Source organism: Yoonia sp. TsM2_T14_4, from assembly GCF_049602355.1.
GTDB lineage: Bacteria > Pseudomonadota > Alphaproteobacteria > Rhodobacterales > Rhodobacteraceae > Yoonia > Yoonia vestfoldensis_A.
This window is the reverse complement of sequence record NZ_CP187137.1, coordinates 571632-597288: the sequence shown is the minus strand read 5'-3', so window position 1 is coordinate 597288 and position 25657 is coordinate 571632. Positions and strand designations below refer to the sequence as shown.

Below are 25657 nucleotides of genomic sequence, written 5' to 3'. Positions count from 1 at the left end.
AATATGGCACTAAGGTAGTAGCTGACATTCAAATGATGCTGCGGCTACATGTTACAGCCGCTATCGGAATCGATGAACGGTGAACCTTGTCTTGGCCGCTTAGCGATTGTTTGATGGCAGATAAGGTGTCCCACGCAGGAGCACACCCAACGCTCCAATAATAGCGACTGGCCCCCAGACGTAAGGCGCCGGCGTGGTCCAAAGCGCGGCATTTGCGAAGGTGGCCAAACCGATACCGATGACTGCGAATGATGCGCTCATGGCCGATGCGATGATCGCGAGCGCGACATGCTCCCGGTGGCGCGACGCCAGGATAAACATGACGACAATCGCCAGGACTGCGACCGTATCGACGTGCCAAGAGAAATGGTGCATCCAGACGACATCAGGAGGCAGGCCGGATGCTTCAAGCGGCCCCAACATCTGTGGGCCCCCGAGCCATTCGTGTGCGACAACGCCCAGCATAGAAAGTGTTGCAGCGATCAAATAGATAATGCGGGATAACCGACACGTTTTATTTCCTTCAAGGATTGGTGGGTCGAGTGTTTAAGAATACGGGTTTGGTTAGGTGGTGGCTTCCACCTCCTTGATGAAGCCCAAGACCCTTTCGAGGTAGTCTGACGGGTTATCCTCCCACGCATAATGCGCCGCACCGGGAATGACAGCGAACCTGCTGTTTGGCAGTAGGTCCGCCAGCCTCCGCGAATTGGATACGGACACGAATGTATCGAACTCACCATGAAGGACCTGCACCGGGGCTTCGATCCGCGTTACATCACGCTCAAGCGCCGGTGTTTCGGTTGGATAGCTGCCAAGAAAGCCGACTTGCCCGCGCAGCTTGGCAAAGCGCGTGGACCCGGCAAGATAGTCTGCCTTTACCTCGCGTGACGGTTTGATGAGGCGATACCCGACGCTGTTAGCGGCGGCGCAGTAGATGCGCCCGCCGATGGGACCACCGCTAGAGAGTGTCGCCCACTGCACAAGGCGCGAAGACACGAGAGCCCGCAGGAGAAACGACCCTTCCACCTTTCCAACCACGCCCGCATCGCCCACGGTCGCTGATTTAATCCGGCCCGGGTTGTCCGCCATGAACCGCATCAGGGTTGGAGTGCCGATATCCGGCCCGACTGCATGCGGGTGCGACAGACCGAAGTGATCCAGAACCTTGCCCAGAAACACCGCGTGCTGACTGACGGTCGTGACATGACGCGCAGGGTCAGAACCGCCGTGATTGGGCAGATCCACCGCCACCACATCAAAGCTTTGGGATAGCTGATCCCACCAGTTGCGGTAGGTCAGTACGCTCATGGGTTGCGGCGAGGTCAGCAAGAGCTGCGGCTTGCCTTCATTCCGGCTGGCCGCAAAGCGGATCATGACGCCGTCTATTGTCGTGGTCTCAAACCTCATTTTTCTGATCCTGATTGGTTGCGCTGGAGGTCAGGCTAAGCCGGACCGCTTAGACCTGGAACATGCAGATGCGGTCAAACGCTTGCATTTCGTCCCAATCGACTTGCAGAACTTGCAACAGGGATGTTTTGACGCAATGAACTATGAACGGACCGCCAACTGATAGGGAGACTACGGTGCAGGAAACATATCCGCTCGCGCTCGGACTGAACGCCTGCCGTATGCTCGGGATCGACCCCACAGACATGCTCCGCCAGGCCGGTCTCGGCGATCTCGATCTCAAGCAGGCAGCTCTTGGAGTGACCGCAATGCAATACGTGGCCGCGTGGGACGCGATGGTCTGTCTGGCAGGGCGCGATGACTTGCCGAGCCAACTGGGCATCGCCATTGCGCGCGGGCCGATCGTTCCTGTCTTTCTGGCGCTGGAATGTGCGCCTGACCTTGAAAAGGGTTTGCGCCGGATCACCCGCTACAAGAGGCTTATCGGTCCTACCCGGATGCACGTGTTCGGCGATGATGCGGAACTGACAGTTGAATACGACAGCAGCATACCGGGGCTTGATTTGCCCGCCTCCATGCTGGCGCTCTATCTTGCGTTCGTCGTTGAAAAAGCGCGGCTGATGACTGCCCGCCCGATGGTCCCGGTGGCGGCCACGCTCAGGGCTGACGAAGATGCGCGACACACACTCGCCCGGCATCTCGGCGTGATGCCGAGATATGGCGAAAAGGCCACCCTGAGCTTCTCCCACGCCGATGCAACGGCACCATTTCTATCCGAGGCCCAAGAGTTGTGGGGGGCGATGGAACAGGATCTCGAACGACAACTTGCCGCGCGATCCCGCACCAGCAACATGTCCGCCAAGGTCTCAAGTGCGCTGCTGACACAACTGCCGTTGGGCAAAGCTGACGTGGTAACGGTATGCCAGGAACTCAGCGTCAGCCGCAGCACCTTGCAACGGAGATTGCGCGACGAGGACACGACGTTCCAGCAAATCCTCGATACAACGCGCAAAGACCTTGCGCTGCGATACCTGACCAAGAGCGCGTTGGCGAATGAGGAAATCTCCTTCCTGCTGGCTTATAGCGATCCGAACAGTTTCTTCCGAAGCTTCCGACGTTGGACCGGTTTATCGCCGAGCGAAGTCCGAGAAACCGCAGATGGGGTCGGCAAATAAGGAGGATGGTGATCCGCTGCTCCTGCAAATGACGGTTTTTTCGCATTGCGATCGGCATGCCTGTGGAAATGCTGCGCCATGCATGAATGGCTGGTTTGGTAAAGCGGCGTTGCAGCGCAGACCTTGGCCTCGAATGACCAATTAGGGCCGATTGCGTCACAACAACTCTACCGCCTGACTGAGTTGATCAGAATTTACATCGATGTATCGCTGCGTTGTCGAAATATGCGCATGCCCCGCCAAAGCTGCCAGCAACCGCACCCCTACCCCTTTGTTGGCCAGGCGTGTGATATAAGTTCTCCGCCCCGAATGGCTTGAAGCGTCTTTAAGCCCACAAGCTTTGTAGATGTCTAAGAACAGCTGGCACATCGTGTTTGCGCTGAAATGCCCGCCCTTCTGGCTCGCAAACAGCGCCTGCTGCGGGTCCATCAGTTTGATCGTGTCCCCATAGTCCACGAGCGCGCGCCGCAAGCGCTGGTTCAGGTAGACTGTGCGCGTTTGTCCGCCCTTGCTTTGTGCTGCTGACAGGATGAACTGTTCGCGCACGGCGCCCGTTTCATCAAATACGTTGCCCACAGAGAGCGCAGCAATTTCCTTGGCGCGTAGACCTGCATAGAAGCTGACCATGATGATTGTCCTGTCGCGAACCGGATGACGCCTGCTGCCTGTATAGTGTAATACTCGGCGCAGCTGCGCTTCGTTTAATGTCTGTGCTTGCCGCATCCAAAATCCCCCAAAAACCTAATGCTTTGCTTGCTTTGACTATAAAGTCTGAGGATTCGGTTGGTCGACCGATTTCCGGCCAGTACCTTTCTCAATTCTTTTCAATTGGTTAAGCAATAATCTCATACAATACACATTACGTGAGATTTTCAGCTGTGTAGTACAGCGCAGGATAAACAGCGCAGTTATTGCTGCTTTGATGGCTGCAACTGTACGGATTACAAAAATATAAACTGCATCAGTAAACTGTGAGAAAGCCGATGAGCCCCTATCCTTTCGGACGGTTCTTTGTGTTTACAGATTGCGCAATGTGGATTCAGCACATACTAACCTGCCGATACTGACAATAAGAGGTTTTAAATGTCTGACTTTAATCTGGACAGCATGTCGCTTGCTGAACTCAAGCAACTGCACAAAGACATTGCTAAGGCAATTTTGACATTTGATGATCGGCACAAAGCTGAAGCCCGTGCCAAAGTGGAAGCATTGGCAAAAGAATTTGGCTTTTCTCTTGCTGAGCTGATCGGCACACCCAACAAAACACGCCGCACGTACGTGGCCCCTAAATATCAGCACCCTGAGAATTCAAGCGTCACGTGGTCTGGTCGGGGGCGCAAGCCGCAGTGGTTTAACCAAGCACTGGCATCCGGTAAGACACCCGAAGATTTAGCGATTCACGCTGGATAAAAGTCTTGCGGTTACTTGGCCTTGGCCCTCTCGATAATCATATTCCGTCATTGATGTCTTTTGGCTCGTTATTGCGCTGATGGTACTTTGTGAAACATAGTAGACTGGTGCGGAAGTCAGCAATGTCCGTGCCTGTTCTGTTAATCCATACCTTTCAACATAGTCCAATAACGCAGCTTCCAATCGAATCATTAACTGTTCTTGCTGATCCAGGCTCATGACCTACCCCCCAATAACTGACGCCACATTGGGCCCAACTTGTTAAGGTAGTGTTAACGGCACAGGGACACTCAAGGAGTTATGGATGAAACAGGATTTTAAAATAAATATTGAATTACTGTGATCAGGACATGCTGTGTTGGGACAACTAGTGGGATGACGATGATAAACCGCCGTGTCGCCACTGTCCTATTCACTGCAGCACTTCTGGGTGCAATACTAGCGCCCGCTATGGCAGAGCAGCCCATTAATGGTCGTGCGATGGTCGAGGATTTCACAATGCAGCCGGAAACGCGGTGGCGCTTTTTTACCGATCAAGTGATGGGCGGCGTCTCAACTGGCAGCGTCGCTTTTGCGCGAGAAAATGGACAGACCTTTGCCCGCATGACTGGCCGCGTCAGCACAGCCAACAACGGCGGTTTCATTCAGATGCGACTGGACCTCACCACCCCGCTCCCTGACAGTGCAACAGGCGTTCGTATCGTGGTACGCGGCAACAGCCAGGACTATTTTGTCCATCTGCGCACCAGCGGAACCTTGCTGCCGTGGCAGTATTACCAGGCAAAATTTAGCGTCACAGAAAACTGGAGCGAGGTACGACTGCCAATGGCTGCCTTCACACCGTCTGGTGCGTTTTTGCGCGGTGTGCCACGCGTAAGCGGCCTCACATCACTGGCTGTTGTTGCATACGGTCGTGACCATGATGCCTTGATCGACGTTCAGAAAATCGAGTTTTACTGACCCGTGCTTGACCAAGAGCGGTGACGGCTGAGGGTGTTGGATTCGGACTGTGACAACGCCCAATTGCGTTTAACGTCAGTTCCGCGTTACCGCCAACTTTTGAATTACTTCAAAGAAAACTCCCCCTGCCGATGGTAACAGAGGGAGTTAACATTCACCCATCTGGATGATCCGGGGCAATAAACATCCTCGGGCGGTTTCAGATTAGTTGCAACATTGTCATGCTCAAAATGAGGATAAGATACAGATCATTTTCTTTCGACGCATTCGCAGCGATGTAAGCAAGCAGTGCTCAGTTCTCCTCTGCCAGCATGATGGTGAGCACACGCGCGGTGACAGTCAGTTCCAACGGATTGCTTGTGCCGTTTTTGTACCAAATAACCATAATAAGATACTTCTCACTGTCTTTGGACGCATGCGCCACTGTGCAGGCAACTTGAGCCCTCAGTATTTCTCAGCCAGGAAGTTCGTGAGCACCAGCCGCTGATTGTAAGTGTCATCGCGGGTAACACCACCGCGATCCACGCCCAAACCGGGCGAAAGTGGATCATATTTCGTCAATTGACGCGGCTTTTTGATAGCTTAGGGTCGCCACGTCATATCAGGATTGTCAGCATGCAAAGCGCCGCACCTGCGAAACCCACCTCGATTTTCACGCCTGTGCTAATCGTGGGGTGTATCATCATCATGATTTCTTTCGCTGTGCGCGCCAGTTTTGGGGTGTTTCAAATCCCGATTGCTGAGGAATTCGGCTGGCTCAGGGCCGAGTTCAGTCTGGCGATTGCAATCCAAAATCTGGCCTGGGGGATCGGACAACCGATCTTTGGCGCAATGGCGGATAAGTTGGGCAGCCGGAGAGCGATCATCCTTGGCGCGCTAGTCTATGCGGCGGGGTTGGTGCTGTCGTCTATTGCCGTGACGCCGACCGAACACCAATTTTATGAGATTCTTGTGGGCTTTGGTGTCGCGGGCACCGGCTTTGGCGTGATCCTCGCTGTCGTGGGGCGCGCTTCCAGCGATGAAAACCGGTCGATGAGCCTGGCCATTGCCACGGCTGCGGGATCGGCAGGGCAGGTGTTCGGCGCGCCGCTGGCTGAGTGGCTTTTGACGATGATGCCTTGGCAAAGCGTGTTTCTGGTGTTTGCCGCCGCCATTCTTGTGATGCTGGTATTCTTGCCGCTGATGCGCGCGCCTGTGCCGCCTGCCAGCCGGACCGAGCTTGCGGAAAGCATGGGGGCGATTTTGACCAAGGCGTTTCGCGATCCGTCCTATACGCTAATCTTCCTTGGTTTCTTCAGTTGCGGCTATCAACTGGGCTTCCTCACTGCGCATTTTCCGGCCTTTGTGACCGAGATATGCGGGCCGATCATGCCAGGCGATATCCTGCACAGTATGGGGATCACCACCACCTCGGCGCTGGGGGCGGTGGCGATTTCGCTGATCGGTCTGACCAATATCGCGGGCACTCTGGCGGCGGGTTGGGCGGGCAAGCGCTATACCAAAAAATACCTGCTGGCGGGGATCTATGCCGGGCGCACCCTGGTGGCGGCGGCCTTTATCCTGACACCGATCACGCCCGCGACCGTGCTGCTGTTTTCGGTGGCGATGGGCGCGCTGTGGCTAGCGACAGTGCCGCTGACCTCGGGGTTGATCGCGCATATCTACGGCTTGCGCTACATGGGCACGCTCTATGGGATCGTGTTTTTCAGCCATCAATTGGGCAGTTTTATGGGCGTCTGGCTGGGCGGCAAGATGTATGATTTGACCGGGGATTACACGCTGGTCTGGTGGATCGGTGTGGGCGTGGGCGCGTTGAGCGCTATCCTACATCTCCCAGTGCGAGAGAAGCCGATGCCTTTCGCTGTCAGGCCGGCCTGAGCCGCGGCGTTCAGTCCCGCACAGCTTTGTGCGTTTCCTTTACTAAGCTGATCAGCACAAACAAAAAGACACGCCGCACGTACGTTGCACCTAAATATCAGCACCCTGAGAATTCAAGCCTCACGTGGTCTGGTCGGGGGCGAAAGCCACAGTGGTTTCATGAAGCACTGGCATCAGGCAAGACACCCGAAGATTTGGCTGTTGCTGGAGCAGCAAACTAAAATCGTTGCGGCCACCTGCCGATAGACATCACCGATATTCATATCAAATCGGTCGTCTCTACTAGGTTGGTCGATGCGCTCATTGTACCTTTGGAGGCATGATAGACTGGCGCGGAAGTCAGCAATATCCGCGCCTGTTCTGTCAATCCATACCTTTCAACATATTCCAATAAAGCAGCTTCCATTCGAATGATTAGCTGTTCTTCCTGGCCCACGCTCATTGCTTACCCCCCAATACTGACTCCACATTAGGCCCAAGTTGTTAAGGTAGTGTTAACGGCACGGGAACACTGAAGGGGTTATGGATGAAACAGGCATTTGATCGCGATATCGAACGCACGGAGTTGCTCAGCAGGCTTTCAAATATACCGTCAGAAAAGCGAAAAGACCTCATCGATGAGTATCGAAGACGATCAGAAGCAGCGTTTGCCCCGGAGACCTTGAGAAACTACCGATTGATAGTGCGCACATTCAGCGAATGGTGCTGCAACAACGGTCATAACGCGATACCCCCGATTGAACCGGCAACAGTTGCCGCGTGGGTTGACGACATGGGCGGTAAGCTTGCTGCAAATACGATTGAAACCAGGCTATGGGGGATCGCTGAGCTGCATCGCTCGCAGTTTTTGCCGTCACCAACGCATCACCGTCTTGTTGAACTTGCTTTGAAAGGCGTGAAGAGGCGCTATGGCAGTGCGCAAAGGCAAGCCCCGCCACTTGGTAAGCGCGAAGTACTCGAAGTCATTGGTAGGCTAGGTGATGAACGGCGCGACATTCGGGACAAAGCACTGTTGTGGCTGGCTACGGATACGTGGTGCCGAGCATCGGAGCTGGTCGCGTTCAAGGTCCGTGATTTGCAACGTCAAGATGATGGCAGCAGCCTGATGTTTGTAGCCCGGTCCAAGACTGATCAAAATGGAGAAGGATCATATGCATTTTTGTCAGCAAAAGGCTCTCAGGCAGTCGTGAAATGGATCGAGTTGGCTGGCAGAAAAGCGGACGATCCAATCCTAACAAAGTCGCAGCGTGGGGGTAAAATCGTGCCCATGGATCCTGCGACAGTCTCTCGCATCATGAAGCGCTGCGTTGGTCGACCAGAGGTCTCAGCGCACAGTACGAGAGTGGGTGGCGTACATGATGCGTTTCGTCTTGGCTGTGACCTGTCATCGATCATGGTCGCAGGCCGGTGGAGCTCGCCAGAAATGCCTGCACGGTATGGGCGACGTATCCTCGCCTCTCAGTCAGCGGCAGCAAAGGTGTCCGAGGCTTTTGACAAGAACGGCGGCCTGTCAATACCAGAATAGCTACTGTGATCTATGTGCATTAACTAGAACGGGGTCATCTCTGCAAATAGGCGGTCCAATTACTACACCAGGGCCAAACCACGCTTTGTTATACGAAACTGGTCTTTGTATTGCCGCCCTAGCCTGAGCCGCACCAGCAGATAGTGCAGCAATTCCAGCGGCAGGAAATCCTGTTCGTTCACCAGTTTTTGATTGCACAGCAACTGGTCGATGCCCTGTTCTGGCCATGCAAAATGTTCAGCGGCCCAACGAACGAACACGCGCTGCAACACACGAGACTTGGTCAAAGGAATTGGCCCATGTTCACGCGCATAGTTCAAAGTCAGCAGCGCAGCCCGCAGTAACGGAGAATGCTGCAGGTCTGGGCAATCATCAGGCAATGTGCGGAACTCAATCATGCATGATTTATGCCGCGATCAAATTCAGTTGACCAGTGCTCAGTATTCCTCTGCCAGCATGATGGTGAGCACACGCGCGGTGACCGTTGTATCGGTTGGATCGGGCGAATGCATGGTGAAGTCCAAGTCGTAGTAGCTAAACTGCCAGAACACATCATAACCCGCATGTGTGATCTTGCCGAAGTCATGCTCGCCATATGGGTCGTTGTCCGCTGTGAATGTGTCAAATGACTGCACAGCAGACAAGATTTCCGCAGTGGTAGCGTCGCCAAGCATCTGAATGCCCTGCGTGATCACAACACGACAATCCATGAAGGTTTGCCGTGCTAGATCATTAAGTGCTGCTATTTTCGCCGAGTCATCCATCGGCGTTGGCTCGCGCTGCGCCGGGCTTGATGCGTGGTTGCCGTAGCGTGGCATTGGCCAATACAGTATCAAGTTCACCTGCAGTGGCTGCCGCAACAAAAGCCTCAAGAACTGGCCCCACGTCCTTGAGCGCAGTCACGAACACAGCATTGTTTTTCCCATCCACAGAGATCACACGTGCCCCATAACGGCACTGCACATACCAACCGCCATCTTGAGCAAAGAACCACGGCTTCACGCGCCGCTGTGTTCGGACCAAGACACGTTCGCCCTGATCGTTGATCATCCACTTGCTGCGCAGCTTGATGTGGTCTTGCCCCTCTAAAGCCGCTGCTAAGACCAAAGCCTGCTCCTCAAGTGCAGCGATAACCTTGTCACGACGCGCAATCACTGGATCACGTGGTATGCTTTTTGACACTGTCTTGAATGTCAGTTTTGCCAGATGCGTCATAGTATAAGTACTCCCTTGCTATACACCTATAACGCGAACATAAAGTCAGCGATTGAAGTGGACGACCGGAAACACGGGATCATCTGGCAGAAAGATTTGATCAGCCAAAGGCACGGTGTAAACCGAAGCAACGCCCATAAAAAAAGCGTCTAACGGTATAACCCGCTGACGCTGTGTTGTGGCGCATCGCCCCTGCATAAATACTTAGCCATTATGATAACTCTAATCTCACTTGATGCTGTATCTTGCATTCAACGTTGTTTAACGACTTGAGCACCTCTTCACTTAATATACTGTTTTTATGTATTTTTCGTGTTTCAATTGATGTTTTTCATCTGTTGTCTTTGACTTTATGTTGTTTGAACATTTGCTCGTGAACAAGGATGTGCCAAGAAATTCATCTACGACACCATCCTGTTTGAGTTGTCTGATATGTTGCAGTGCGCAGGGGCCTAGCCACGCTACGCTACGAGGTTTCCGTCGTCTGCCGCATACGCTGCCTGTTGTGCCTGTAATGCCTGTTGTGCTTGCCTTAGCCAGAATGGGTTGGCTGCCCTTTCAATGCGCTGTCGCTGAGCGTCATGTTCGTATTTAGCCATTTCCACCGAATTGGTGCTGTGCCAGCTGATCTCATCCAACCATGTGGCGCTGCCCATGCGCCAGTATTCGCGGGTGCAATAATCCACCGCGTCGTATCTGCTGATCACGGGCATGATCCAGTTTTTAGCAAGCGGCGCTGTTTGCGCGTGATGCTGTGCCCAGATGGCGTTGAGCGCCGTGCAGGCCTGCTCCATATCTGCGATAGGCGATTGCAACAAAAAGTGGATGTGGAAATTTTCTGTATCGCTGCCTTCATGCGCAAAGCACCAGCGCGGAACACGCATGTTCTGCCGCTCAGCCGCATGGCCAAAAAACACACGGTCCACTTTGTTCCAGTATGAGCGCAGCAATTTATGCGCTGTGGTTCTGCCGATGCTCCTGCCGTTCACAAACTTGAGCGTGCCAAATATGTCCCACTGTTGCTCCAACAGATTGGCTATCAAAGCTGTGCGTTCCTGTCTGCGCTGCGCGAATGTCATGCACGATCCTCCTCGTGTATTTATCAACGAGGGTGAAGATGCTTGGTATTTTTGAATAATCGTTCAGAGTGTTCAACTCACACTTTTGGAATTCTGACTGCAAACAAAGTCATAATAACGCATCAGCCTAATCCGATCTATTGAACACATGTCTAAGTATTTCTGCGCACAGGTGGTTTTGGCTTTGACAGTTTTCACAGTAGAATTATCCGCAAGCATACCTTGAAACTGTGTGCGTTCGGCTGTTTTGATGCTTTTTAATAGCTTGTGCAGAACTTGAGCTGAGCCATATTTTGCGACCAAACTCTCGTGAAGTGTCAAACGGATTGTTACTTCGGTCGTTAATAAGCCGAAGTTGGTTGGAAACCCCTCAATCATCATTAGCGTTGTAATCTTGTTAAACTGCTTATGGTCCTCTTCAAATCTCACATGACTGTCATCATATTCGGCGCTAATCGCCTCACTCTGTCGCTCCGAGTCCAAGGACTTAATCAAAGCTTTCTTGAGATCAAACCCATCTGCAAAACGCAGAAACCAAAACAGGAGCACATCTTGCGATGTCATGTTCCAAAACGGTTCAGATCGTTTTAATTGCCGCAAAAAGAAATTGAGTACTTTTACGCCTAAGGCTTTTTGCATGTGTTCATCTTCAGGACGGTGCCTTAGATAGTTCTCGATCAACATCATTTCTGGGTTAACCCAAAGACGATGCACGCCGCATTCCGTTAAGATGCCGTGCAAGGCATCGATTTCTGAGGGCGCGCTTGGGCAACCAGCTTTTTCTAATGGTGCAATTATGTGATCCTTCATGTCGCGGCCCCAATATAATCATCCAAATAACGGAGCTGCTCATGTGGAGGCATTTTGCGCCAATCAGCTAGAAAAGCTGAGCGCTCCTCTACTGAAAGGTTTTCGAAAATTTTTCGTTGGACGGCTTCAGAGAGAGTGTCCTCAACATCATCAAGCAGGCTAAAAAATGGATTTTGGGGTTCGTAGCTATCGGAAAGCTCTGCAATGACCCTGCGTTTAGTTATCAAGTGGCGCACATCGGCGTCTATGACCCGTGACAGACCTTTCAGTTCTAGCATCAGTGTTCTCTTATCCATGATCTTTCTCCAACATGGTGCAGACTTGGGTTTGTTCGGCTTGGGTGAGCGCAGGCCAGCGTGCGGCAAAGGCGCGGGCTTGACCCTCTGAGAGCACTGTTTCAGCCAGCGCAACAAAGTCACTCTGAGCCACTTTTCTCGACTGTGCTGCAGCTATGACCTCGCGCAGCCCGTAAAGTTCAAACAGCTTGAATTCGATGTGCATGTCTTTGATGTAACCAGTCATGGCGTACCTCCTACTGCATGAGGCGCGCTTGACGCAGAGCGACGCACTTGGCTGCCCCCTGCCCCATTAAAGTGGCGGGCCGTGTCGACTTGCTCTTCAAGGTAATCGATGAAGTCACGCGCATCGCCCGTAAAGTTCTGCATCAATTGCTGAACGTCGTTGTGGCTGACAGTTGCACCCTCAGCAGTCAGGATCGCATGGGCACGCGGCACCCAGTCAGCGTTGCTAGGCTTCTTTACCTCCACACAGCGCATACGGCTCTGCAGGGCTGGCTTGATTTTCTTGATGTAGTTGGTGCTGGCCAACAACTGCACACTTTTATGCTGTTCAACAAAGGTGCGGGTCTTGCCAGGCAACTTGTCTTCAAACTCGTCAATTTCATCGATCACGATGATGGCGGGCGTGCCACGGGGCCACATTTGTATTTGAGCCATATTGAGAATTTTGTTGAAGATGGCTTTGTCATATTCAGCCCCGTTTAGCGTAAAATCTTCAATCTCTAAGCCAGCCTGCGCAAACTGGGTTTGTGCGATGAGCCTCAGGGCTTCGGATTTGCCAGTGCCAGGTGCCCCATAAAGCAACAACGGCTTTGTTGGGCGACGATAGGCATAGCGGTCGATGATGGCAGCCACAGTGGGATCGGCAAACACCAGATCCTGCACAGACCGCGGCCTGTGACGTTCAACGAATGTCATGGGATGTCCTTTCGGAATGCGTGATGAGAAACTGCGAGGCTGGTCACGCCCCGCAGTTATAGTTGCGTCACTCAGCTGGTACAGCGAGGCCGTTGATGTGCAGTTTTGGCGACATGGATGCAAAGAGCTTGGGTGCGAAGCTTCGGACATCCTCAGTACGACGCTTAGCCACATCAGCGACTTGCAGGCCTTTCTGGTCATCCTGCGCTTTTTGGTCGAGGTACTTGCCGGATGCGACCAGCACTGTGTCGATCACCTTGGCGTCGTTGTTGCCAAACAGCAGATCACCCGTACCATCAGGATTGCAGCGGATCAGTCCCACCACGTAATCCTCGTCATATTCGCTGTTGGGTTGGATGAACTCTGGCAGGTTGAAGGTGGCCACAGGGATACGCGCCATGTTGAGGCCCATGACTGCGATTTGCTTATAATCATCCGCAGTCATCGTCTTGCCGTCTTTGACCTTGGATGTACGACGCACTTCTTCCACGCCGCCGCATTGCTCAATATAGCTGGCCAAACTTTGCTCTACAGGCTTGAGGTCATAGGCAATAGTAAGCACTCGTGCAAAAGCCTGTTCGCGATTGCCCTCTTTGCCAAACACGTAACGGATCACTTTTATACCCAAGCTCGTACTCGTCCGGGGTTTCATATTACGATCCGTAAGCAATGAATTCAGAGAACGGCGCTTGGCCGTGTCTTCCTTCATTTGTTTATAAATTTCAAAGCAACGCTCAAGAATTGCGTAAAGCTCATCATTGGATGATTTCAGTGTTCCTTCTTCCCAGACAGCACGCGCGGCTGAGATTTGATCAAGCGTCTGTTCTAATTGAACTTTGTAATTGGTGTCAGACATAGTCTGTCCTTTCTGTTGAGCAGAAATAGGCCATCAAGAAGAAGACCTCACACAGTCGAGAATCAACTATGCAATTTCAAGATTGTGCAAAAGCAAGCTCCATGTCTTAACTAACGAACATGTCGGAACTCGTTGAGTCAGGTGGCTTACGCCACAAAAGCAGGTCACGTTCCGCGCCGACCTTCAGACACGCTGCGCCTCAATTCCACTCCATCGCAAGGGCGCAAAAAGGACCAACCCCGCCATATCGCGGCGCACCGGCATGGAAATGTTCAGTCTATTACTATTGGTGGCTCTATCTGCGGCATAGCCAAGACTATCGTAAAACCTGTGCGAATAGTGGTGTTGGTTCCTGCGCAAAGCTATTTCGGGATTTCGGCAATATTTACGGTCAAACGTTTCGGTCGTGGTGGACAAACCATGATCATCTGTTCACCGAACCATCAGCAGTGGCATTTGCCAGTGATAACCATTGTTTTGGCGCTGGTGCCGAAATTGTGCAGGTACAGATTGACGTATCCTTGGGCGCAGAGGCCGTGGAACGTAGTTTGAAAGAACTGCACATGCAGTTGCTGTTTCCAGAGCGGGTGGCCCTTCACCGATCAGCAGCCGTCTATCCCGTCGCACGCCGCCCTGTGCTGGTAAATCTGCATCGCCACATTGCCGTGTACAAATGGCGTCGGCGTTATCCCGAAATGAAGGACGAAGAGATCGCTGATCGCGTCGGCCTTCATGCCGCCGAGCAAGCCAATGGCATCTCACGCAGCTACATGCAGCGGCTGGGTCATTCGACGGGGGACATTGATATCGAACTGAGGCGCGCCAAACGCAAGGCCGTGCAACATGACCTGCGCTGCGCGCGCGAACTGATCGACGGGGTCAGCAGGGGTGAGTTTCCAGTACGCACCAGTAGACGGACTGCATGTAAGGTTAATAATCCTTGAGCATATCAGAATTGCTATATTTTCTACCTTAAGTATATTAACCAAACAGTCAGAAATAAGTGTTTACTGCACGTATTTCAGCCGCTTGCGCATCGATCTTTAACTAACTGCCTAAAAAAGTTTACTGGTTTAAACACAGTAAACGCGTTTACTGTGTTTTTTTAAAGTAAACCACTTCGCTGTGCTAAACCTGTCAACGCATTTGCTGTGTTTAAACCCTATGACTGAACCACAGCTGGTCAAAGCAGGCATTGCCAGTATGTCGTGGTGATCGTGTCGTCCACCAACACATTCGCCACGCCTGCTTGCGCTTGCGGTGCTGACCTACACGCGTGTTGGGTTCGCAGTTCTCTGATCCATCCAGTGCTTGCACGTAGCGCACAGACGCATGTTGAGGCCGTGGCTGGGTATCGGCTTTCGCCTGTGCCTTAATGCTAACGCCGGTTAGTTGGGTTGAGCAACCAAATATCTGCTAAATAGTTATGAACATGAGATATTTAGGAGATACGATGAGCGTAAAACTACTTGAACACATACGAAGTGAACTAATTAGTTCAGGAGCTGCGTCCAACACACCAGAGTTCTGCCGATCTTGGCTGGGGCGCAGTGAGGGGTACATCCGCACGCTGCGCAATCATGGGACTGGACCCAGCATAGAGACGCTCACAATCTGTGCGCACAAGCTTGGACATTATGCGCAGCGACTGCGTGCCAGCGGTCTGTCTGAACATGCTGCCATGGCTGCGCAGTTTGATCGTCTCAAGACGCTTTGTGATGATGCGATTGCGCGTCACGCTGAGGCTGTATGGCGCGCGCCTGACCGGATGGCAGTATGAGCTACTTGTGCAAAACGGCGTGCAGCGCGATTTGCCCCGAAATCCCTTTTGCCGGTAAAAATCCTGCGCTGCGGAATTTTCAGGTGAAGTACTTACAGTTTCGAGGTGGTCTTTTCGCAACACTATCCAGCGCCACAGGAAGGCTATAATGCGCATTGCGGAAATCACTGTGGTACCACTGCGTTTGCCCTCTCGTGGGAATACACAGTCGATGTCAAAGCAGGAACAACACCTGCATCCCGACAATAAAGCCCGCAGGCGACGCAAGTCAAAGCCCCTGCCCTTCAACGAACCCAAGCCCGACAACCTCAGCTAAACGCAGTATGGGGTCACACATGCGCTGTGCGCCGGCTACAGCACGGAGTCGATGCAGGACGCGCTCAGTGTAGCAGTGCGCCCCCGTTGACGCTGTACATGGGAAAATACGCAGCAACTGCACGGTAATGCCCAAACCCTTTGCACCTGCTGTGATGGTTGACGGAGTGGATGACAAGCCTAGTGCAAATACCGTAAAGAATCTACGTGTACCTAGAGAAAAGGGAATGTGCGGGGATCAATCGTAGTCGGTCTCAAACTCAATCGCGGCGTTGCGCAGAGCAGGAGAGAGCGTCGTTAGTACATCAACAGTTTGGATTGCATCCTCAAGTTGCATACAAAAATAGCGAGCATCAACCTGTGCCGTTTTGATAAGCAAAACGAACCGTCTGCGCTGTAGACCGCAGTCATAAACAATCTCATAGCCACCTTCCCGTCCCGTACGAAGGCCTAAGAAGTGTTGACCATGTGGGGTCGGCAGCGATCATTGCGGCGCACATTTTTCTGCTGCTGTCATAGGGAACCATGGCAGCAATGCCTTGTTACCTTTGTAACCTTCATTATTTTTTCATTGTTACCCATTGGAAAATTTTGGAGCTCCAATGGAATATCACCGTCCAACTCGCAGGCAAAATCCTTCAAATCCCAAATATGCTTTACAAAAACAGAAAGTCATTAACGGGTCAGTCGTGATGGCTACAGCGTTGGGACTTGGCGCATGCCGCAACTCAGAAAGTTCTACGGAGGCTTCAACGACTACGGTAAGCGGCTTTGCTATCAAAGGGCCGCTTGATGATTTTCGCGTGTTCATCGATGGCAACTTGAATGGCATCTATGATGCTGGTGAGGCCGTTGCCATTTCAGGCACTGACGGTGCCTTCAGCCTGCAAGGGCCTGCAGGTCAAACGCTGCATGGCGAGGTTACCTCGACAACTATAGATGCAGCATCAGGGCGTGTTATTGCGGGTCACTTTGCGGCAGCACCGGCTGCGCGACAGTCATGTCGCCGATGACCACGGTTCTTACTCAGACTGCGTTGTCCGAGAGCGATCTACGTCAGGCCTTAGGGCTGTCAGTCGACCTATTAAGCTACAATCCGTTTGGTGCAGCTAATATCAGCACTACAGCTGCCCGGGATGCCGAACATGTGGCCCAGCAACTTGCCAATATCACCCGCGCATTAACCGGCCTTGGTCAGGGGGCAGGACTTGACGCACGTCCAGCCTTTGATATCGCGTCTAGCGCCTTGAACACGGTCCTTGTGCAGCACGTCGCCCAAAACCCCAACACCCAGATGGATCTGTGGGGGGATGCGACCATTGGGGCGGTTTTGACCGCATACCGGGCGGGTCTTAAAGCGGCAGGCCATTCCACTTCTGTTTTTGATGCCATGCGAGAAGAGATGGCCAGCGCCATCGACATTGTGAATCAACGGATCCTTGCAGTCGGCAACCTGACGTCGACAGAAGCGCGGGCGGTCTTCGGACTACCCTCCGATTTATATGCGCAGGTCAAGGCTGCCGCCATCGCAATTGAGAATGGGCAAGCCAACCCAGGCCTGTCGCTTGACACATGGGCTGGTGTTACGCAGCAGTTAACACATAATGGATACACGGCTCCAACCCCCACACCGGAAACGCCTGCGGGTCCTGCACCCGTATTAACTATAATTGCCACCTCAGAAATTACAGTCCAATCAGACATTGATGCAACCTTAGAGGTGACGGGCGGTGGTGTATTAGGTAACCTTGTTGGAGGCATTGCGACGACTTTAACCCAACAGGCTGCTATCACCACTGGCACTCTCATTGCCCGCGCCAACGGTCAGACTAGCGCTGCAACATCCCAAACGTTCACGATTGGCACGAATGGTAATGATCCCCTCGACAGTACCGGCGAGGGGATCCGCGTTGACTTTGTGATCGGAGGGCAAGGAAACGATACGATCTCCACGGGCGGTGGCAACGACCATATACTCGGCGGTGACGGCAATGACATAATTGATGGTGGTGCTGGGTCTGATTACATCAGGGCCGGAGCTGGCGATGATATTGTCATTGCAGATGATAACGACGCAGTCGTCGTGATGGGAGGAACCGGCACTGATACGCTGCGCATAGCGCAAAATTTTGCGCCAAATGTTATTGGTAGCCACGACGAATTTGAAGCAGCGGAAATCACCGTTGCAGGGCTCATAGTTGACCTGACCTCTGTGAACCTTGTCAGCAATTTGGCCGGCCTAAACATCGATGCAAGTGGTGTTACGACAAGCACCATTACCGGTACTACGTTCGCCGATACAATAACAGGTGGTGCAGGTGCGGATACGCTGACTGGTGGACTGGGTGCGGATACGTTTACCCTTGTCAACGTTGCCAACGTTAAAGCTACCGCCGATAACATTTTGGACTTCACCTCAACTGACAACATTGCCATTCAGGCAACTGCTGCCGGTGAGTTTGGTACACTGCATGACTCGGACGGTGATGCGTTTGCCGGTGCGGCTACAGGTGTCGTATCAACGGTTAACATCGCAGGCGGCAAGGCGGAATTGGCTACGACAGATGCAAATGTCATTGCTATCAATGCTGACGTAACAAACTTGGCAACTGGCTATGCAAACATCGGTGCGCTGCAAACTGCAGTGGCTGGTGCAGCAATTACTGAAGTTGGTAATGCTGCGTTTGCTGATGGTGACGAGCTGGTTATTGCTTGGCTCAACACGACTGATAACGCTTACGAAGTGGGTATCATCACTATCGTAGGCGGTGACGGCTTCGATGGTGCAGATGAAACTTATGAGAAGCTGCTTGAAGTTGACGTAGTTGGCACCCTCACTCTTTCTGAGGTTGCAGCATCGATTGACTTCATCGCCTATCCAAACAGCCTCAACACCAAAACTAACACCGCCAGACAGCGGTTAAGTTTTTGAATAATATAGAAAAAAGGTTTCGAAATGAAAAACCTCAAGTCGACTACAGCGCTCGTGTCGGTACTCCTAACATCTCAAGCAATGGCTGACCCCGCTGTTATGTTTGGACTTTCGTTCAACTTTGGTGGTGATGCTCCTGTATCTACCGGTGTGTCGCTTAAGTTGCTTTCGAACGATAAAGCGGAGTCAGTCGTGGGTGCCGCAGGCGTATCATACTTCTTCGATAACGGTGGATATTTCGGCCTAGATGCAGGAGTGGGTTATCTTTTCAACGCCGATATAGCTACGACGCTGACTTATGATTTTATTAATGACCGCCCGCAGTTCAGCCTTGGTTACGCAGAAGTCTGCTAAACCCTGCGTAAACTTACAGAACATGGTTAAACCTTCGTATGCTGGATGGAAGGTACATGTTCATGACGTATAAGGACTACCCCGCAAAAGCTCTTCCGAAGAGCGTAATTTACAATTTTTGAGGTGTTTAATTAGGCTGCTCGCGTCTAGTGCATTGTCCGTAAAATCCGCAACTATCCTATCGTAATTATCCCAGAGTGTCCTGTCCTTCGGATTTAGCCTCGTCAGCATAGCGAGCCCGCTCGGAGGGCAATCGAGAAAGGTCCACCCTCCTTCACCCGTTTGCATAGATTCCCCAGGCATCAAGGACCGGCCTAAGATCATCGCGAAGATCATCCAGTGCAGGGGTTCGTACGCTGGCCATTTCTAGGCAAAGGTAGTTCAAAGCGGAATAACGAGCATAAAGGCTTTTCCGCCCGGCAAGTGACAACGCTGCCCGGCGCGTCCAAGAATGGCTCGCGCCGCGTTCGTGGAACACGACGCAATCCGTGACCACGAAAAGGTCGTGCCCAGCCCCCCGCATACGGATCGACAAATCCTGAAACTCGCCATACCCTTCAGGAAACAGCTCTTGGTCTAACCCACCCTGCGCATCATACGCCTTGCGATCGACAAGAACACAGAACCCGTGCAACATATGCATAGGTACGAAAGATTTCACCTTCAGCCCAGATATCTCCGCTTCAAGATCTGCACGGCATTGCGAAGACGGTATTTGTGACCCTGCAAAGCTGCCCGACTGGCCAAGGACCGGCCCATAGTTCTGCCACCCCGCATTGTTGGACAGCGGTCCAACCATGGCCACCTGCGGTTCCGAACGAAGCGCCGCATGAAGTGTTTCTAGCCATCCCTCTGTCACGATCGTATCACTGTTGAGGGCAACAAAAGCTGGCGCCCTGCTCTCTGCGACACCAACGGCAAGCGCGCGTGAGAAACCGCTACGCTTTGCGGTCTCTGCAAGAACAATTCGTTCATTATCCGTAGCCAGCGCAACGAGCTTGTCGCGAACCTTCTTGTCGCTCGCGTCGTTGACCAGAATTACCCGCCCCAACCGAGGACCACTCGTCGCCTTTAGCGACGCGATACAGGCCTCGACCGCGTGCATAGCATTATGCACCGGCACGATGACATCGACCGTTTCGTCTACATCGCTTGCCACTGGATCGTGAGGTTTGGACAGTGGCGCAAAATGGTCGAGCCCCCCAAGAAAGTCTACGAGATCCTCGCGCCGATCACCCTTGTCAAATGCTACATAGGCCCGGCGAAACGCATTGAGGCATTCCCGCGACTCTGGGTACTTCTCACAGAGCTGCCCCGCCAAGAACATCGCAGATTCGAACTCCTCGTCATTTATGAGAAGATCCACCTCGAGGAGCCGCACCTCATGCTCCTTGTAGCCACGCGCCCGAACAAGCCCGACATCCCTCGCCGCACTGTGATGATTGCCAAGCGCAATCTCGGCACGCGCCCGGCACAACCTGCTTTCAAGCCGCTCACTGTCCTGCTGAAGGGCAAGGTCAGCATAGCGCCGCGCCGCGAGCGGCTCCCCTAGGTAGAGATGGGCTGCACTGAGAGACTCCAGCGCCCCGAGGTTCCTCGCCTCAAGGGAAAGCGCCTTCTGAAACGCCGCGATCGCCGCGTTCGTCTCTCCCTGCTGAAAATTCAGCGCACCGATACCTGTATAGGCCTGAGCGGTCTCCTTGAAGCGCAACGCTTGGGTCCAAGACCGCCTGGCCCGTGCATTCAACCCAAGGATCATCTCGCAACGCGCAACGCGGGCGTAGGTCTGGTATCCAGCCCCGGCAAACTCTAGTTCCGCCATGGCCTCGCCCAGCGCCGCAAAGAACCTGCGCTCATTTAGATGCTGCGCGATCAACGCGTCAATCGCCTCTCCTGTCCGGTAAACTTTCGCCCGGTTGCGAGCAAGCAGATCGACAACGGCGTCGCTATTTTCCGAGCCCTGAAATGTGCCTTTCGAAACTGTCACTTCCTTATCTCCTCATCGCATAAGCTTTCGGCCGGCCGCGCAACCGAACGCGCCTCCTGCTCCACGTCGAAGTGGACGTATCGCGTTTTTGTGCCGCTGCAGTGCTCGTTTGAGCCACGTTGCGTTCCAAAGCGATAGCGCTTTTCTAGCCCAGTACTGAGTGCTGGCGGCTTGGCTTGTCGAAGCCGAGTGGGGCATCCACCCCGTCATTGATGTATCGAAGATCGCCACCTTGGTCTGCCTCTGAGCCGCCCCCCGCCATGAGCCTCAGCCCGCCACTTGCGCAACATCGACTCGGAAATCCGTTCTGCCTGCGCCAACACGGTACCCAGTAGATAATGCTGCTTCATGGATTGTCGCAGCATATCGCTCGAGCATGTCATCGTACTGGATCAAACCTTCGAAGAGTGTTTTCGAGTTTTCACCGAACCTTTTGCGAAGGGCATCGTCCTCAATGATCCGCTCAAGTACTTCCATTAATTCGAAGCTGTTGTCAGGACTGAAGAACAAGCCATTAACCTCCGGACGCACCTGCTCGACGATCCCGAATACTGGCGTCGTAACCAGCGGTAGACCCAGCGCCATCGCCTCTAGGATGACCCGCGGGTAGCTCTCGCGGAGGGAGGAGCAGACGTATATATCACCAGCTATGAAGTACACATATGGCTCGTTGGTCTCTGGGACAATCTCGACCCGGTCGCGGATCTCCGCAGCAAGCTCTGACCACGCATGATGCAGACGCTGACTGTAGGGGCTTTGGCGGTCTCCAACAATGAATACCCGAATGCGCTGCGCAACAGATCTCTCCATCTGGGCGATGGCCTCCAGCAAAATGTGCTGATTTTTGCGTTCACATACTGTTCCGATTACTACAAGAGCCACCTCATCGTCGGCGATGCCAAGCTGCTCTCGAGCAATCAGGCGGTTAGTCCCAGCCAAGCGTTTCTCTAGCCGGGCGATGTCTAGGCCGTGATGCATAACAGAAAAGTTGTGCCGTCCAGCAAGGGGCGACCATAAATCACGGGTCCTGAGGGCCACAAAAGCGACCCGATAGGCGGAATAGAATGCGTCGTAAGCGTGGGCCTGCACATAATCAGGCAGGTCCTTGAAGTAATCGTACCAAGGCTCGCTTTCATGTATATTCCAGATAGTCGGCAGCGCAGCCTTGCTAGCAACATCGAGAGCCCAGTATGTTTCTGCCGTATTGGCAAATAGAACCTCCGTCTGAAATTGAAGCAATTCCTCGGCGAAGTCGTCACGCCCAACGACATACGAAGCTGGGTCCAAACCACCAGCCAAGGGGTGTTTGACAATCCGCACAGGTATACCGGCGGCTTCATAGTCGGCACGCAGTGGCCCGTCTATCGGAGAGGCAACGAGCGGATCTACATGCATTTTGTCTTTTAGTCCGGTTATCAACTCAAATAGGACGTTCGGTGCCCCCTCATGGTTCAGATTGTGGCTGACGAACATGGTGCGTGGAGGTTGCTTAGCCAAGGCTGGAGCAACATATCGTTTGGGCCGTATGCGGAAAGATTCGTCGTCAAGCGAAAGATTAGGATTATACCATTTGTCGCGAAAGCGTCTATATTTCTTGCGAAAGCTGGCTTCTTCGAAGGGACTGTCCTTAAAACCTCGGCTTTTACCCTCGAAATGGGTCAGCTCGGCATCGGGGCAGTAGATGCAAGTGTAACCTGCACTAACGAGCCGGTAACAATAATCAACGTCATTATAGGCTACTGCGAAATTCTCCTCATCCATGCCGCCGTTGGACAGATAGACTTCGCGCGTGGATAACAAACAAGCAGCTGTGACGGCGGAATATTCGCGGGCGACTTTAGTATAATCTAAGTATCCGTGCAGGTCCCCTTGTTCATTTCGGAACGCATGCCCGGCCAAATCACTATGAAGACCGTGAACAATCCCAGCATGTTGCAACGTTTCATCTGGAAAATAAAGCTTAGCCCCAACCGCACCAACTCCCGACATCTGGCCATATCCAACCATTTGACTGAGCCAAATGTTATTTCGAACAATGGTGTCATTGTTGAGTAGCAAAATGAATTCCCCGGTCGCTGCCTCCACGGCGCGATTCATGAGGTAGGAATAATTGAACTTTGTGGTGACGCTTGCCACCCCGATCACCTTGTGACCACAGGACGCTAAATATGCCAATGTCGCTGGGTCATCACTTTGGTTATCAACAATTAAAATATCGTAATTCTTGTACAGAGTTAAACGCTTGATAGAATCAATACACGGTTTCAACAAATCCAGTCGGTTTCGCGTCGGGATCACTATGGTGACCTGGGGTCCTGTGTGTGGGAAGCTCAGCCCAAAGACACCGAGTTTGCCCTGAACTGCCCAATCCGGTTGATATGCTTTTGCAGAGATGCCGCGGCGGCCGCAAGCTTCCTGGACAGAGCGCAGGCCAGCCAAAAAACTGTTCGGTTTGGCATCTCCTGAAGTTGCAGTGGAGCCGGGGGTGGCTCGCCAGTGGTACAGGATTTGGGGAATATGAATAACTTTGCGGGCATTCTCGGTTGCGCGCAGAGCAAAATCGTAGTCCTGGGAGCCTTCGAAGCCGAGGCGGAAGCCGCCCAGTTCCTTAAACAAGCTCCGCCTTACGACCAAGATGTGGCTCATGTACATATAAGAAAGCAACAAAACGGGAGCCCATTCTGGCTTAAATTGTGGCGCATAGCGGCCGTCAGCAACGTCAATTTTATCGTCGTCAGAATACAGAATGTCGGCTTCAGGGTTGTCTAAAGCGGCCAAGGCAATGTGGGCCAAGGCGGTCTTCGTCAGAAGGTCATCTTGATCGAAAAATGCAAGCAACTCACCCGTTGCAAGTTCAGCGGCGGCGTTCGTTCCGATGCTAATGCCACTATTCACCGTTGAGATGGACAACTTCACTCGAGGCTCACACCTCGCGAGTTCCCGCAGCCACTTATCAAGAAGTGGATCATCATCACCATCAACATGAATACACAACTCCCAATTGTCGTAGATTTGGGACAAGACGCTTTCAACGGCCTTTTCCAAAAGGTCCAAAAGGGGACAAAAAACTGGCATTATTAGCGAGATTAAAGGCGCACGATCTGCCGCTGCTGTCAGCGAATCTCGAAGGCGGCGCTCTTCTGCCTCCGACGGCTGGTTCACGCCAAGCCAGGCCTCGTAGAGATTTGTCGGTGACCGAACATGCATATGCCCGATCCCTCGTTGTGGAACGGTCGTTTGCACATCCTCATCGGCTTTCGGATTTGCCGAGACATCACAACCAACCTCCTCCGTGCCTCGTGAATAAATGTTGAAGAAATCAGTATGGCCGCGGAAATCGCGGGCCTCCGCCACCTCCGCGAAGCCGTCCCAGAGCATGATTTTTTTATTCCGGACGGCGGCGAGACAGCCGAAGGCGCGCTCCACCACATGCTCGGGTTGCCCGTCAGTATCCGCATGTGCCACGAAACAAGTCTGCGGATAAAGATCGGCCAGCTCTGCAAATGCACTCGGCCTGCACCAAAACATAGTCCCAGCGAAAAACCCATAACTGTCCGGCAGCGGCCCGTGCTGTAGCGTCAAAGCCTTCTTGCAGGAAAGTTCGTAAGCAGTACCATCTAAGTAATAGTCCCGTGGCCCCGCAATGACGAGATCCGGATCCCCAGCAAAGGCTGTGCGATAGGCCTGCACCGCCTCACGGCTACCCAGTAGCCCGTGAACCAAAGAACTACGCCACACTGTGTGCTGCCCCTCACTCCGCTTTGTGTGCAGCTTGCAGACAAGTTCGAACTCAGCCAGCCGGGGCAATAGGTTTAAGAAGGGTGCAACGTCTCTGCCAAGATTTGGCACAGCAAGTACTAACGCCTCAGGAAAACTTTTACGGATTTCGTCGCCGAATGTGCTTTCAGGCATGACAGTTACGAAAAGCGCAAATGGATCCTCGATGTGACGCAGTGTCGTTTCGAACTCGGGCCACTGATCCTCGTAATAAAGATGTATGACTACAGCAAAGCTTTGGCGCGGCGCGGCTCGTTTGTCTTCATCATATACCGCATCTGACACGCCGGGGGTATTACTGATCACTGTTTTTCCTCAAACGTTTCATTTGTGTTTGATAAAGTTCTATGCGGCACCAGAGCATTTCATCCTCAACCCAGACCGCCTTATTTATTTCTCTTGATTCTGTTGTACAAATCGGCTAGTCGTCAGAGGCTGGCTTTCCTCGGACGGACTTAGTTAAAGGCGGCCAGCTCGTGGTCTTGTAAGTCGGGGGCATTTGTCTGCTTATGCATCTCGGCTACCATGCCGGAATCGCCAGATGAATCCATCACTCGATTTATGCAACAAAGCCATCAAACGCATTCGTAGTATGCTTTGACGGTATTTAGCTGCAAAAGGCCGCGCGTTTCGGCTTTGAATACGGCGTTCTTGCCAAATTCGGCGCATTGACTAACCGCGAGATCACGAACCGACGCAGGTGTTCCTGAACCAAATCCCATTTCAATATACCGAATGTTGAAGCTTTCGTCAGTCAAGTCTTCAATACGAGGCTTCATTAGTATTGCAGCGCCCGAGATTGGTTGGCCTTCTGCTACAAGGCCATCGCCAGCAATTTTTGAGCCCGCTATGCGAGTCCCAAGGTCGGCTCCGCCACAGCCAACCAAGCCAACGAACGCGGCACAAACGAAAATCATATAAATTTTTATTTCCATTATTTTTCCTTTAATTATTTCTAAGGTAGTATTGCTTCAGACATC

Annotated in this window: 26 protein-coding genes; 11 read left to right on the top strand and 15 right to left on the bottom strand. The window is 52.8% G+C overall.

Translation table 11 applies throughout. From position 1 onward, the window contains the following. Window positions 1–99: 99 nt before the first annotated feature. Both ACPF9B_RS02795 and ACPF9B_RS02790 read right to left on the bottom strand, forming a co-directional pair. Complete coding sequence (locus ACPF9B_RS02795; RefSeq protein ID WP_424179093.1) at window positions 100–423, bottom strand: hypothetical protein; 324 nt, start codon at window positions 421–423, stop codon at window positions 100–102. A 141-nt stretch (window positions 424–564) separates the two neighbouring features. After that, a complete protein-coding gene (locus ACPF9B_RS02790) occupies window positions 565–1374 on the bottom strand; it encodes an alpha/beta fold hydrolase (RefSeq protein ID WP_424179091.1) in 810 nt (269 codons plus the stop codon). 209 nt (window positions 1375–1583) lie between these two features. Between ACPF9B_RS02790 and ACPF9B_RS02785 the strand changes: the two genes are divergently transcribed. Beyond that, the gene (locus tag ACPF9B_RS02785; protein WP_424179089.1) at window positions 1584–2582 is read left to right on the top strand and encodes an AraC family transcriptional regulator ligand-binding domain-containing protein; all 999 of its coding nucleotides are present in this window, start codon (window positions 1584–1586) and stop codon (window positions 2580–2582) included. A gap of 156 nt (window positions 2583–2738) precedes the next feature. Here the strand turns inward: ACPF9B_RS02785 and ACPF9B_RS02780 are convergent, their stop codons facing one another. After that, a complete protein-coding gene (locus tag ACPF9B_RS02780) occupies window positions 2739–3305 on the bottom strand; it encodes a tyrosine-type recombinase/integrase (RefSeq protein WP_424179087.1) in 567 nt (188 codons plus the stop codon). 360 nt (window positions 3306–3665) lie between these two features. Between ACPF9B_RS02780 and ACPF9B_RS02775 the strand changes: the two genes are divergently transcribed. The 5 genes from ACPF9B_RS02775 to ACPF9B_RS02755 all read left to right on the top strand — a co-directional run bounded on the left by ACPF9B_RS02775 (window position 3666) and on the right by ACPF9B_RS02755 (window position 8355). Then, window positions 3666–3992: an H-NS family nucleoid-associated regulatory protein gene (locus ACPF9B_RS02775; protein WP_424179085.1), complete on the top strand. Its 327-nt coding sequence runs from the start codon at window positions 3666–3668 to the stop codon at window positions 3990–3992. Window positions 3993–4442: 450 nt separating this feature from the next. Beyond that, window positions 4443–4952 (top strand): CIA30 family protein, encoded by a 510-nt coding sequence (locus ACPF9B_RS02770; protein WP_424179083.1) that lies wholly within the window; start codon window positions 4443–4445, stop codon window positions 4950–4952. Between the two features lie 615 nt (window positions 4953–5567). Continuing rightward, entirely contained in the window at window positions 5568–6830 is a 1263-nt protein-coding gene (locus tag ACPF9B_RS02765) for an MFS transporter (RefSeq protein ID WP_424179081.1), read from the top strand. Then, a complete protein-coding gene (locus ACPF9B_RS02760; RefSeq protein WP_424179079.1) occupies window positions 6740–7051 on the top strand; it encodes an H-NS family nucleoid-associated regulatory protein in 312 nt (103 codons plus the stop codon). The genes ACPF9B_RS02765 and ACPF9B_RS02760 overlap by 91 nt, the downstream gene beginning before the upstream one ends. Before the next feature lie 305 nt (window positions 7052–7356). Next, window positions 7357–8355 carry a tyrosine-type recombinase/integrase gene (locus ACPF9B_RS02755; RefSeq protein WP_424179077.1) on the top strand — a complete coding sequence of 333 codons (999 nt, stop codon included), beginning with the start codon at window positions 7357–7359 and terminating at the stop codon, window positions 8353–8355. A 62-nt stretch (window positions 8356–8417) separates the two neighbouring features. Here the strand turns inward: ACPF9B_RS02755 and ACPF9B_RS02750 are convergent, their stop codons facing one another. The 9 genes from ACPF9B_RS02750 to ACPF9B_RS02710 all read right to left on the bottom strand — a co-directional run bounded on the left by ACPF9B_RS02750 (window position 8418) and on the right by ACPF9B_RS02710 (window position 13532). Further along, window positions 8418–8753, bottom strand: a complete 336-nt coding sequence (locus tag ACPF9B_RS02750) for a hypothetical protein (protein ID WP_424179075.1) — start codon at window positions 8751–8753, stop codon at window positions 8418–8420. A gap of 39 nt (window positions 8754–8792) precedes the next feature. Beyond that, a complete protein-coding gene (locus ACPF9B_RS02745; protein WP_424179073.1) occupies window positions 8793–9119 on the bottom strand; it encodes a DUF3768 domain-containing protein in 327 nt (108 codons plus the stop codon). Beyond that, complete coding sequence (locus ACPF9B_RS02740; protein ID WP_424179071.1) at window positions 9112–9570, bottom strand: DUF6641 family protein; 459 nt, start codon at window positions 9568–9570, stop codon at window positions 9112–9114. The genes ACPF9B_RS02745 and ACPF9B_RS02740 overlap by 8 nt, the downstream gene beginning before the upstream one ends. Window positions 9571–10031: 461 nt before the next feature. Beyond that, window positions 10032–10649 carry a hypothetical protein gene (locus tag ACPF9B_RS02735; RefSeq protein ID WP_424179069.1) on the bottom strand — a complete coding sequence of 206 codons (618 nt, stop codon included), beginning with the start codon at window positions 10647–10649 and terminating at the stop codon, window positions 10032–10034. Between the two features lie 72 nt (window positions 10650–10721). Further along, the gene (locus ACPF9B_RS02730) at window positions 10722–11459 is read right to left on the bottom strand and encodes a hypothetical protein (RefSeq protein ID WP_424179067.1); all 738 of its coding nucleotides are present in this window, start codon (window positions 11457–11459) and stop codon (window positions 10722–10724) included. Further along, window positions 11456–11755: a hypothetical protein gene (locus tag ACPF9B_RS02725; protein WP_424179065.1), complete on the bottom strand. Its 300-nt coding sequence runs from the start codon at window positions 11753–11755 to the stop codon at window positions 11456–11458. Before ACPF9B_RS02725 ends, ACPF9B_RS02730 begins: the two co-directional genes overlap by 4 nt. Beyond that, entirely contained in the window at window positions 11748–11981 is a 234-nt protein-coding gene (locus ACPF9B_RS02720) for a hypothetical protein (protein WP_424179063.1), read from the bottom strand. The genes ACPF9B_RS02725 and ACPF9B_RS02720 overlap by 8 nt, the downstream gene beginning before the upstream one ends. Then, window positions 11978–12676, bottom strand: coding sequence for an ATP-binding protein (locus ACPF9B_RS02715; protein WP_424179061.1), 699 nt, complete (start codon window positions 12674–12676; stop codon window positions 11978–11980). The genes ACPF9B_RS02720 and ACPF9B_RS02715 overlap by 4 nt, the downstream gene beginning before the upstream one ends. A gap of 67 nt (window positions 12677–12743) precedes the next feature. Further along, on the bottom strand, window positions 12744–13532 hold the full coding sequence (locus tag ACPF9B_RS02710) for a hypothetical protein (RefSeq protein ID WP_424179059.1): 789 nt from the start codon (window positions 13530–13532) through the stop codon (window positions 12744–12746). A gap of 119 nt (window positions 13533–13651) precedes the next feature. On the opposite strand from ACPF9B_RS02710, the gene ACPF9B_RS02705 reads away from it, so the two are divergent. The 5 genes from ACPF9B_RS02705 (at window position 13652) to ACPF9B_RS02685 (ending at window position 18913) form a co-directional block, all read left to right on the top strand. Continuing rightward, a complete protein-coding gene (locus tag ACPF9B_RS02705; protein WP_424179057.1) occupies window positions 13652–14476 on the top strand; it encodes a hypothetical protein in 825 nt (274 codons plus the stop codon). 482 nt (window positions 14477–14958) lie between these two features. Continuing rightward, window positions 14959–15312 (top strand): DUF6626 family protein, encoded by a 354-nt coding sequence (locus ACPF9B_RS02700; RefSeq protein WP_424179055.1) that lies wholly within the window; start codon window positions 14959–14961, stop codon window positions 15310–15312. Between the two features lie 917 nt (window positions 15313–16229). Then, window positions 16230–16640 carry a hypothetical protein gene (locus ACPF9B_RS02695; RefSeq protein WP_424179053.1) on the top strand — a complete coding sequence of 137 codons (411 nt, stop codon included), beginning with the start codon at window positions 16230–16232 and terminating at the stop codon, window positions 16638–16640. After that, entirely contained in the window at window positions 16637–18559 is a 1923-nt protein-coding gene (locus tag ACPF9B_RS02690) for a calcium-binding protein (RefSeq protein ID WP_424179051.1), read from the top strand. Before ACPF9B_RS02695 ends, ACPF9B_RS02690 begins: the two co-directional genes overlap by 4 nt. 24 nt (window positions 18560–18583) lie before the next feature. Then, window positions 18584–18913, top strand: coding sequence for a hypothetical protein (locus ACPF9B_RS02685; protein ID WP_424179049.1), 330 nt, complete (start codon window positions 18584–18586; stop codon window positions 18911–18913). Between the two features lie 274 nt (window positions 18914–19187). On the opposite strand, the gene ACPF9B_RS02680 is transcribed toward ACPF9B_RS02685, so the two are convergent. The 3 genes from ACPF9B_RS02680 to ACPF9B_RS02670 form a co-directional block, all read right to left on the bottom strand. Continuing rightward, window positions 19188–20900 carry a glycosyltransferase gene (locus ACPF9B_RS02680; protein ID WP_424179047.1) on the bottom strand — a complete coding sequence of 571 codons (1713 nt, stop codon included), beginning with the start codon at window positions 20898–20900 and terminating at the stop codon, window positions 19188–19190. 267 nt (window positions 20901–21167) lie between these two features. Continuing rightward, window positions 21168–24983, bottom strand: coding sequence for a glycosyltransferase (locus tag ACPF9B_RS02675; protein WP_424179045.1), 3816 nt, complete (start codon window positions 24981–24983; stop codon window positions 21168–21170). Between the two features lie 269 nt (window positions 24984–25252). Next, complete coding sequence (locus tag ACPF9B_RS02670; protein WP_424179043.1) at window positions 25253–25612, bottom strand: hypothetical protein; 360 nt, start codon at window positions 25610–25612, stop codon at window positions 25253–25255. Window positions 25613–25657 lie beyond the last annotated feature (45 nt).

Excerpts from the sequence above, each read along its gene's own strand:
- ACPF9B_RS02685 (WP_424179049.1), top strand. The coding sequence starts at position 18,584 with ATGAAAAACCTCAAGTCGACTACAGCGCTCGTGTCGGTACTCCTAACA.
- ACPF9B_RS02790 (WP_424179091.1), bottom strand. The coding sequence starts at position 1,374 with ATGATCCGCTTTGCGGCCAGCCGGAATGAAGGCAAGCCGCAGCTCTTG.
- ACPF9B_RS02730 (WP_424179067.1), bottom strand. The coding sequence starts at position 11,459 with ATGAAGGATCACATAATTGCACCATTAGAAAAAGCTGGTTGCCCAAGC.
- ACPF9B_RS02715 (WP_424179061.1), bottom strand. The coding sequence starts at position 12,676 with ATGACATTCGTTGAACGTCACAGGCCGCGGTCTGTGCAGGATCTGGTG.
- ACPF9B_RS02775 (WP_424179085.1), top strand. The coding sequence starts at position 3,666 with ATGTCTGACTTTAATCTGGACAGCATGTCGCTTGCTGAACTCAAGCAA.
- ACPF9B_RS02695 (WP_424179053.1), top strand. The coding sequence starts at position 16,230 with ATGGAATATCACCGTCCAACTCGCAGGCAAAATCCTTCAAATCCCAAA.
- ACPF9B_RS02755 (WP_424179077.1), top strand. The coding sequence starts at position 7,357 with ATGAAACAGGCATTTGATCGCGATATCGAACGCACGGAGTTGCTCAGC.
- ACPF9B_RS02710 (WP_424179059.1), bottom strand. The coding sequence starts at position 13,532 with ATGTCTGACACCAATTACAAAGTTCAATTAGAACAGACGCTTGATCAA.
- ACPF9B_RS02720 (WP_424179063.1), bottom strand. The coding sequence starts at position 11,981 with ATGACTGGTTACATCAAAGACATGCACATCGAATTCAAGCTGTTTGAA.
- ACPF9B_RS02700 (WP_424179055.1), top strand. The coding sequence starts at position 14,959 with ATGAACATGAGATATTTAGGAGATACGATGAGCGTAAAACTACTTGAA.
- ACPF9B_RS02705 (WP_424179057.1), top strand. The coding sequence starts at position 13,652 with ATGTCGGAACTCGTTGAGTCAGGTGGCTTACGCCACAAAAGCAGGTCA.
- ACPF9B_RS02670 (WP_424179043.1), bottom strand. The coding sequence starts at position 25,612 with ATGGAAATAAAAATTTATATGATTTTCGTTTGTGCCGCGTTCGTTGGC.
- ACPF9B_RS02735 (WP_424179069.1), bottom strand. The coding sequence starts at position 10,649 with ATGACATTCGCGCAGCGCAGACAGGAACGCACAGCTTTGATAGCCAAT.
- ACPF9B_RS02780 (WP_424179087.1), bottom strand. The coding sequence starts at position 3,305 with ATGCGGCAAGCACAGACATTAAACGAAGCGCAGCTGCGCCGAGTATTA.
- ACPF9B_RS02795 (WP_424179093.1), bottom strand. The coding sequence starts at position 423 with ATGTTGGGGCCGCTTGAAGCATCCGGCCTGCCTCCTGATGTCGTCTGG.
- ACPF9B_RS02740 (WP_424179071.1), bottom strand. The coding sequence starts at position 9,570 with ATGACGCATCTGGCAAAACTGACATTCAAGACAGTGTCAAAAAGCATA.
- ACPF9B_RS02745 (WP_424179073.1), bottom strand. The coding sequence starts at position 9,119 with ATGGATGACTCGGCGAAAATAGCAGCACTTAATGATCTAGCACGGCAA.
- ACPF9B_RS02690 (WP_424179051.1), top strand. The coding sequence starts at position 16,637 with ATGACCACGGTTCTTACTCAGACTGCGTTGTCCGAGAGCGATCTACGT.
- ACPF9B_RS02770 (WP_424179083.1), top strand. The coding sequence starts at position 4,443 with ATGGCAGAGCAGCCCATTAATGGTCGTGCGATGGTCGAGGATTTCACA.
- ACPF9B_RS02765 (WP_424179081.1), top strand. The coding sequence starts at position 5,568 with ATGCAAAGCGCCGCACCTGCGAAACCCACCTCGATTTTCACGCCTGTG.
- ACPF9B_RS02750 (WP_424179075.1), bottom strand. The coding sequence starts at position 8,753 with ATGATTGAGTTCCGCACATTGCCTGATGATTGCCCAGACCTGCAGCAT.
- ACPF9B_RS02725 (WP_424179065.1), bottom strand. The coding sequence starts at position 11,755 with ATGGATAAGAGAACACTGATGCTAGAACTGAAAGGTCTGTCACGGGTC.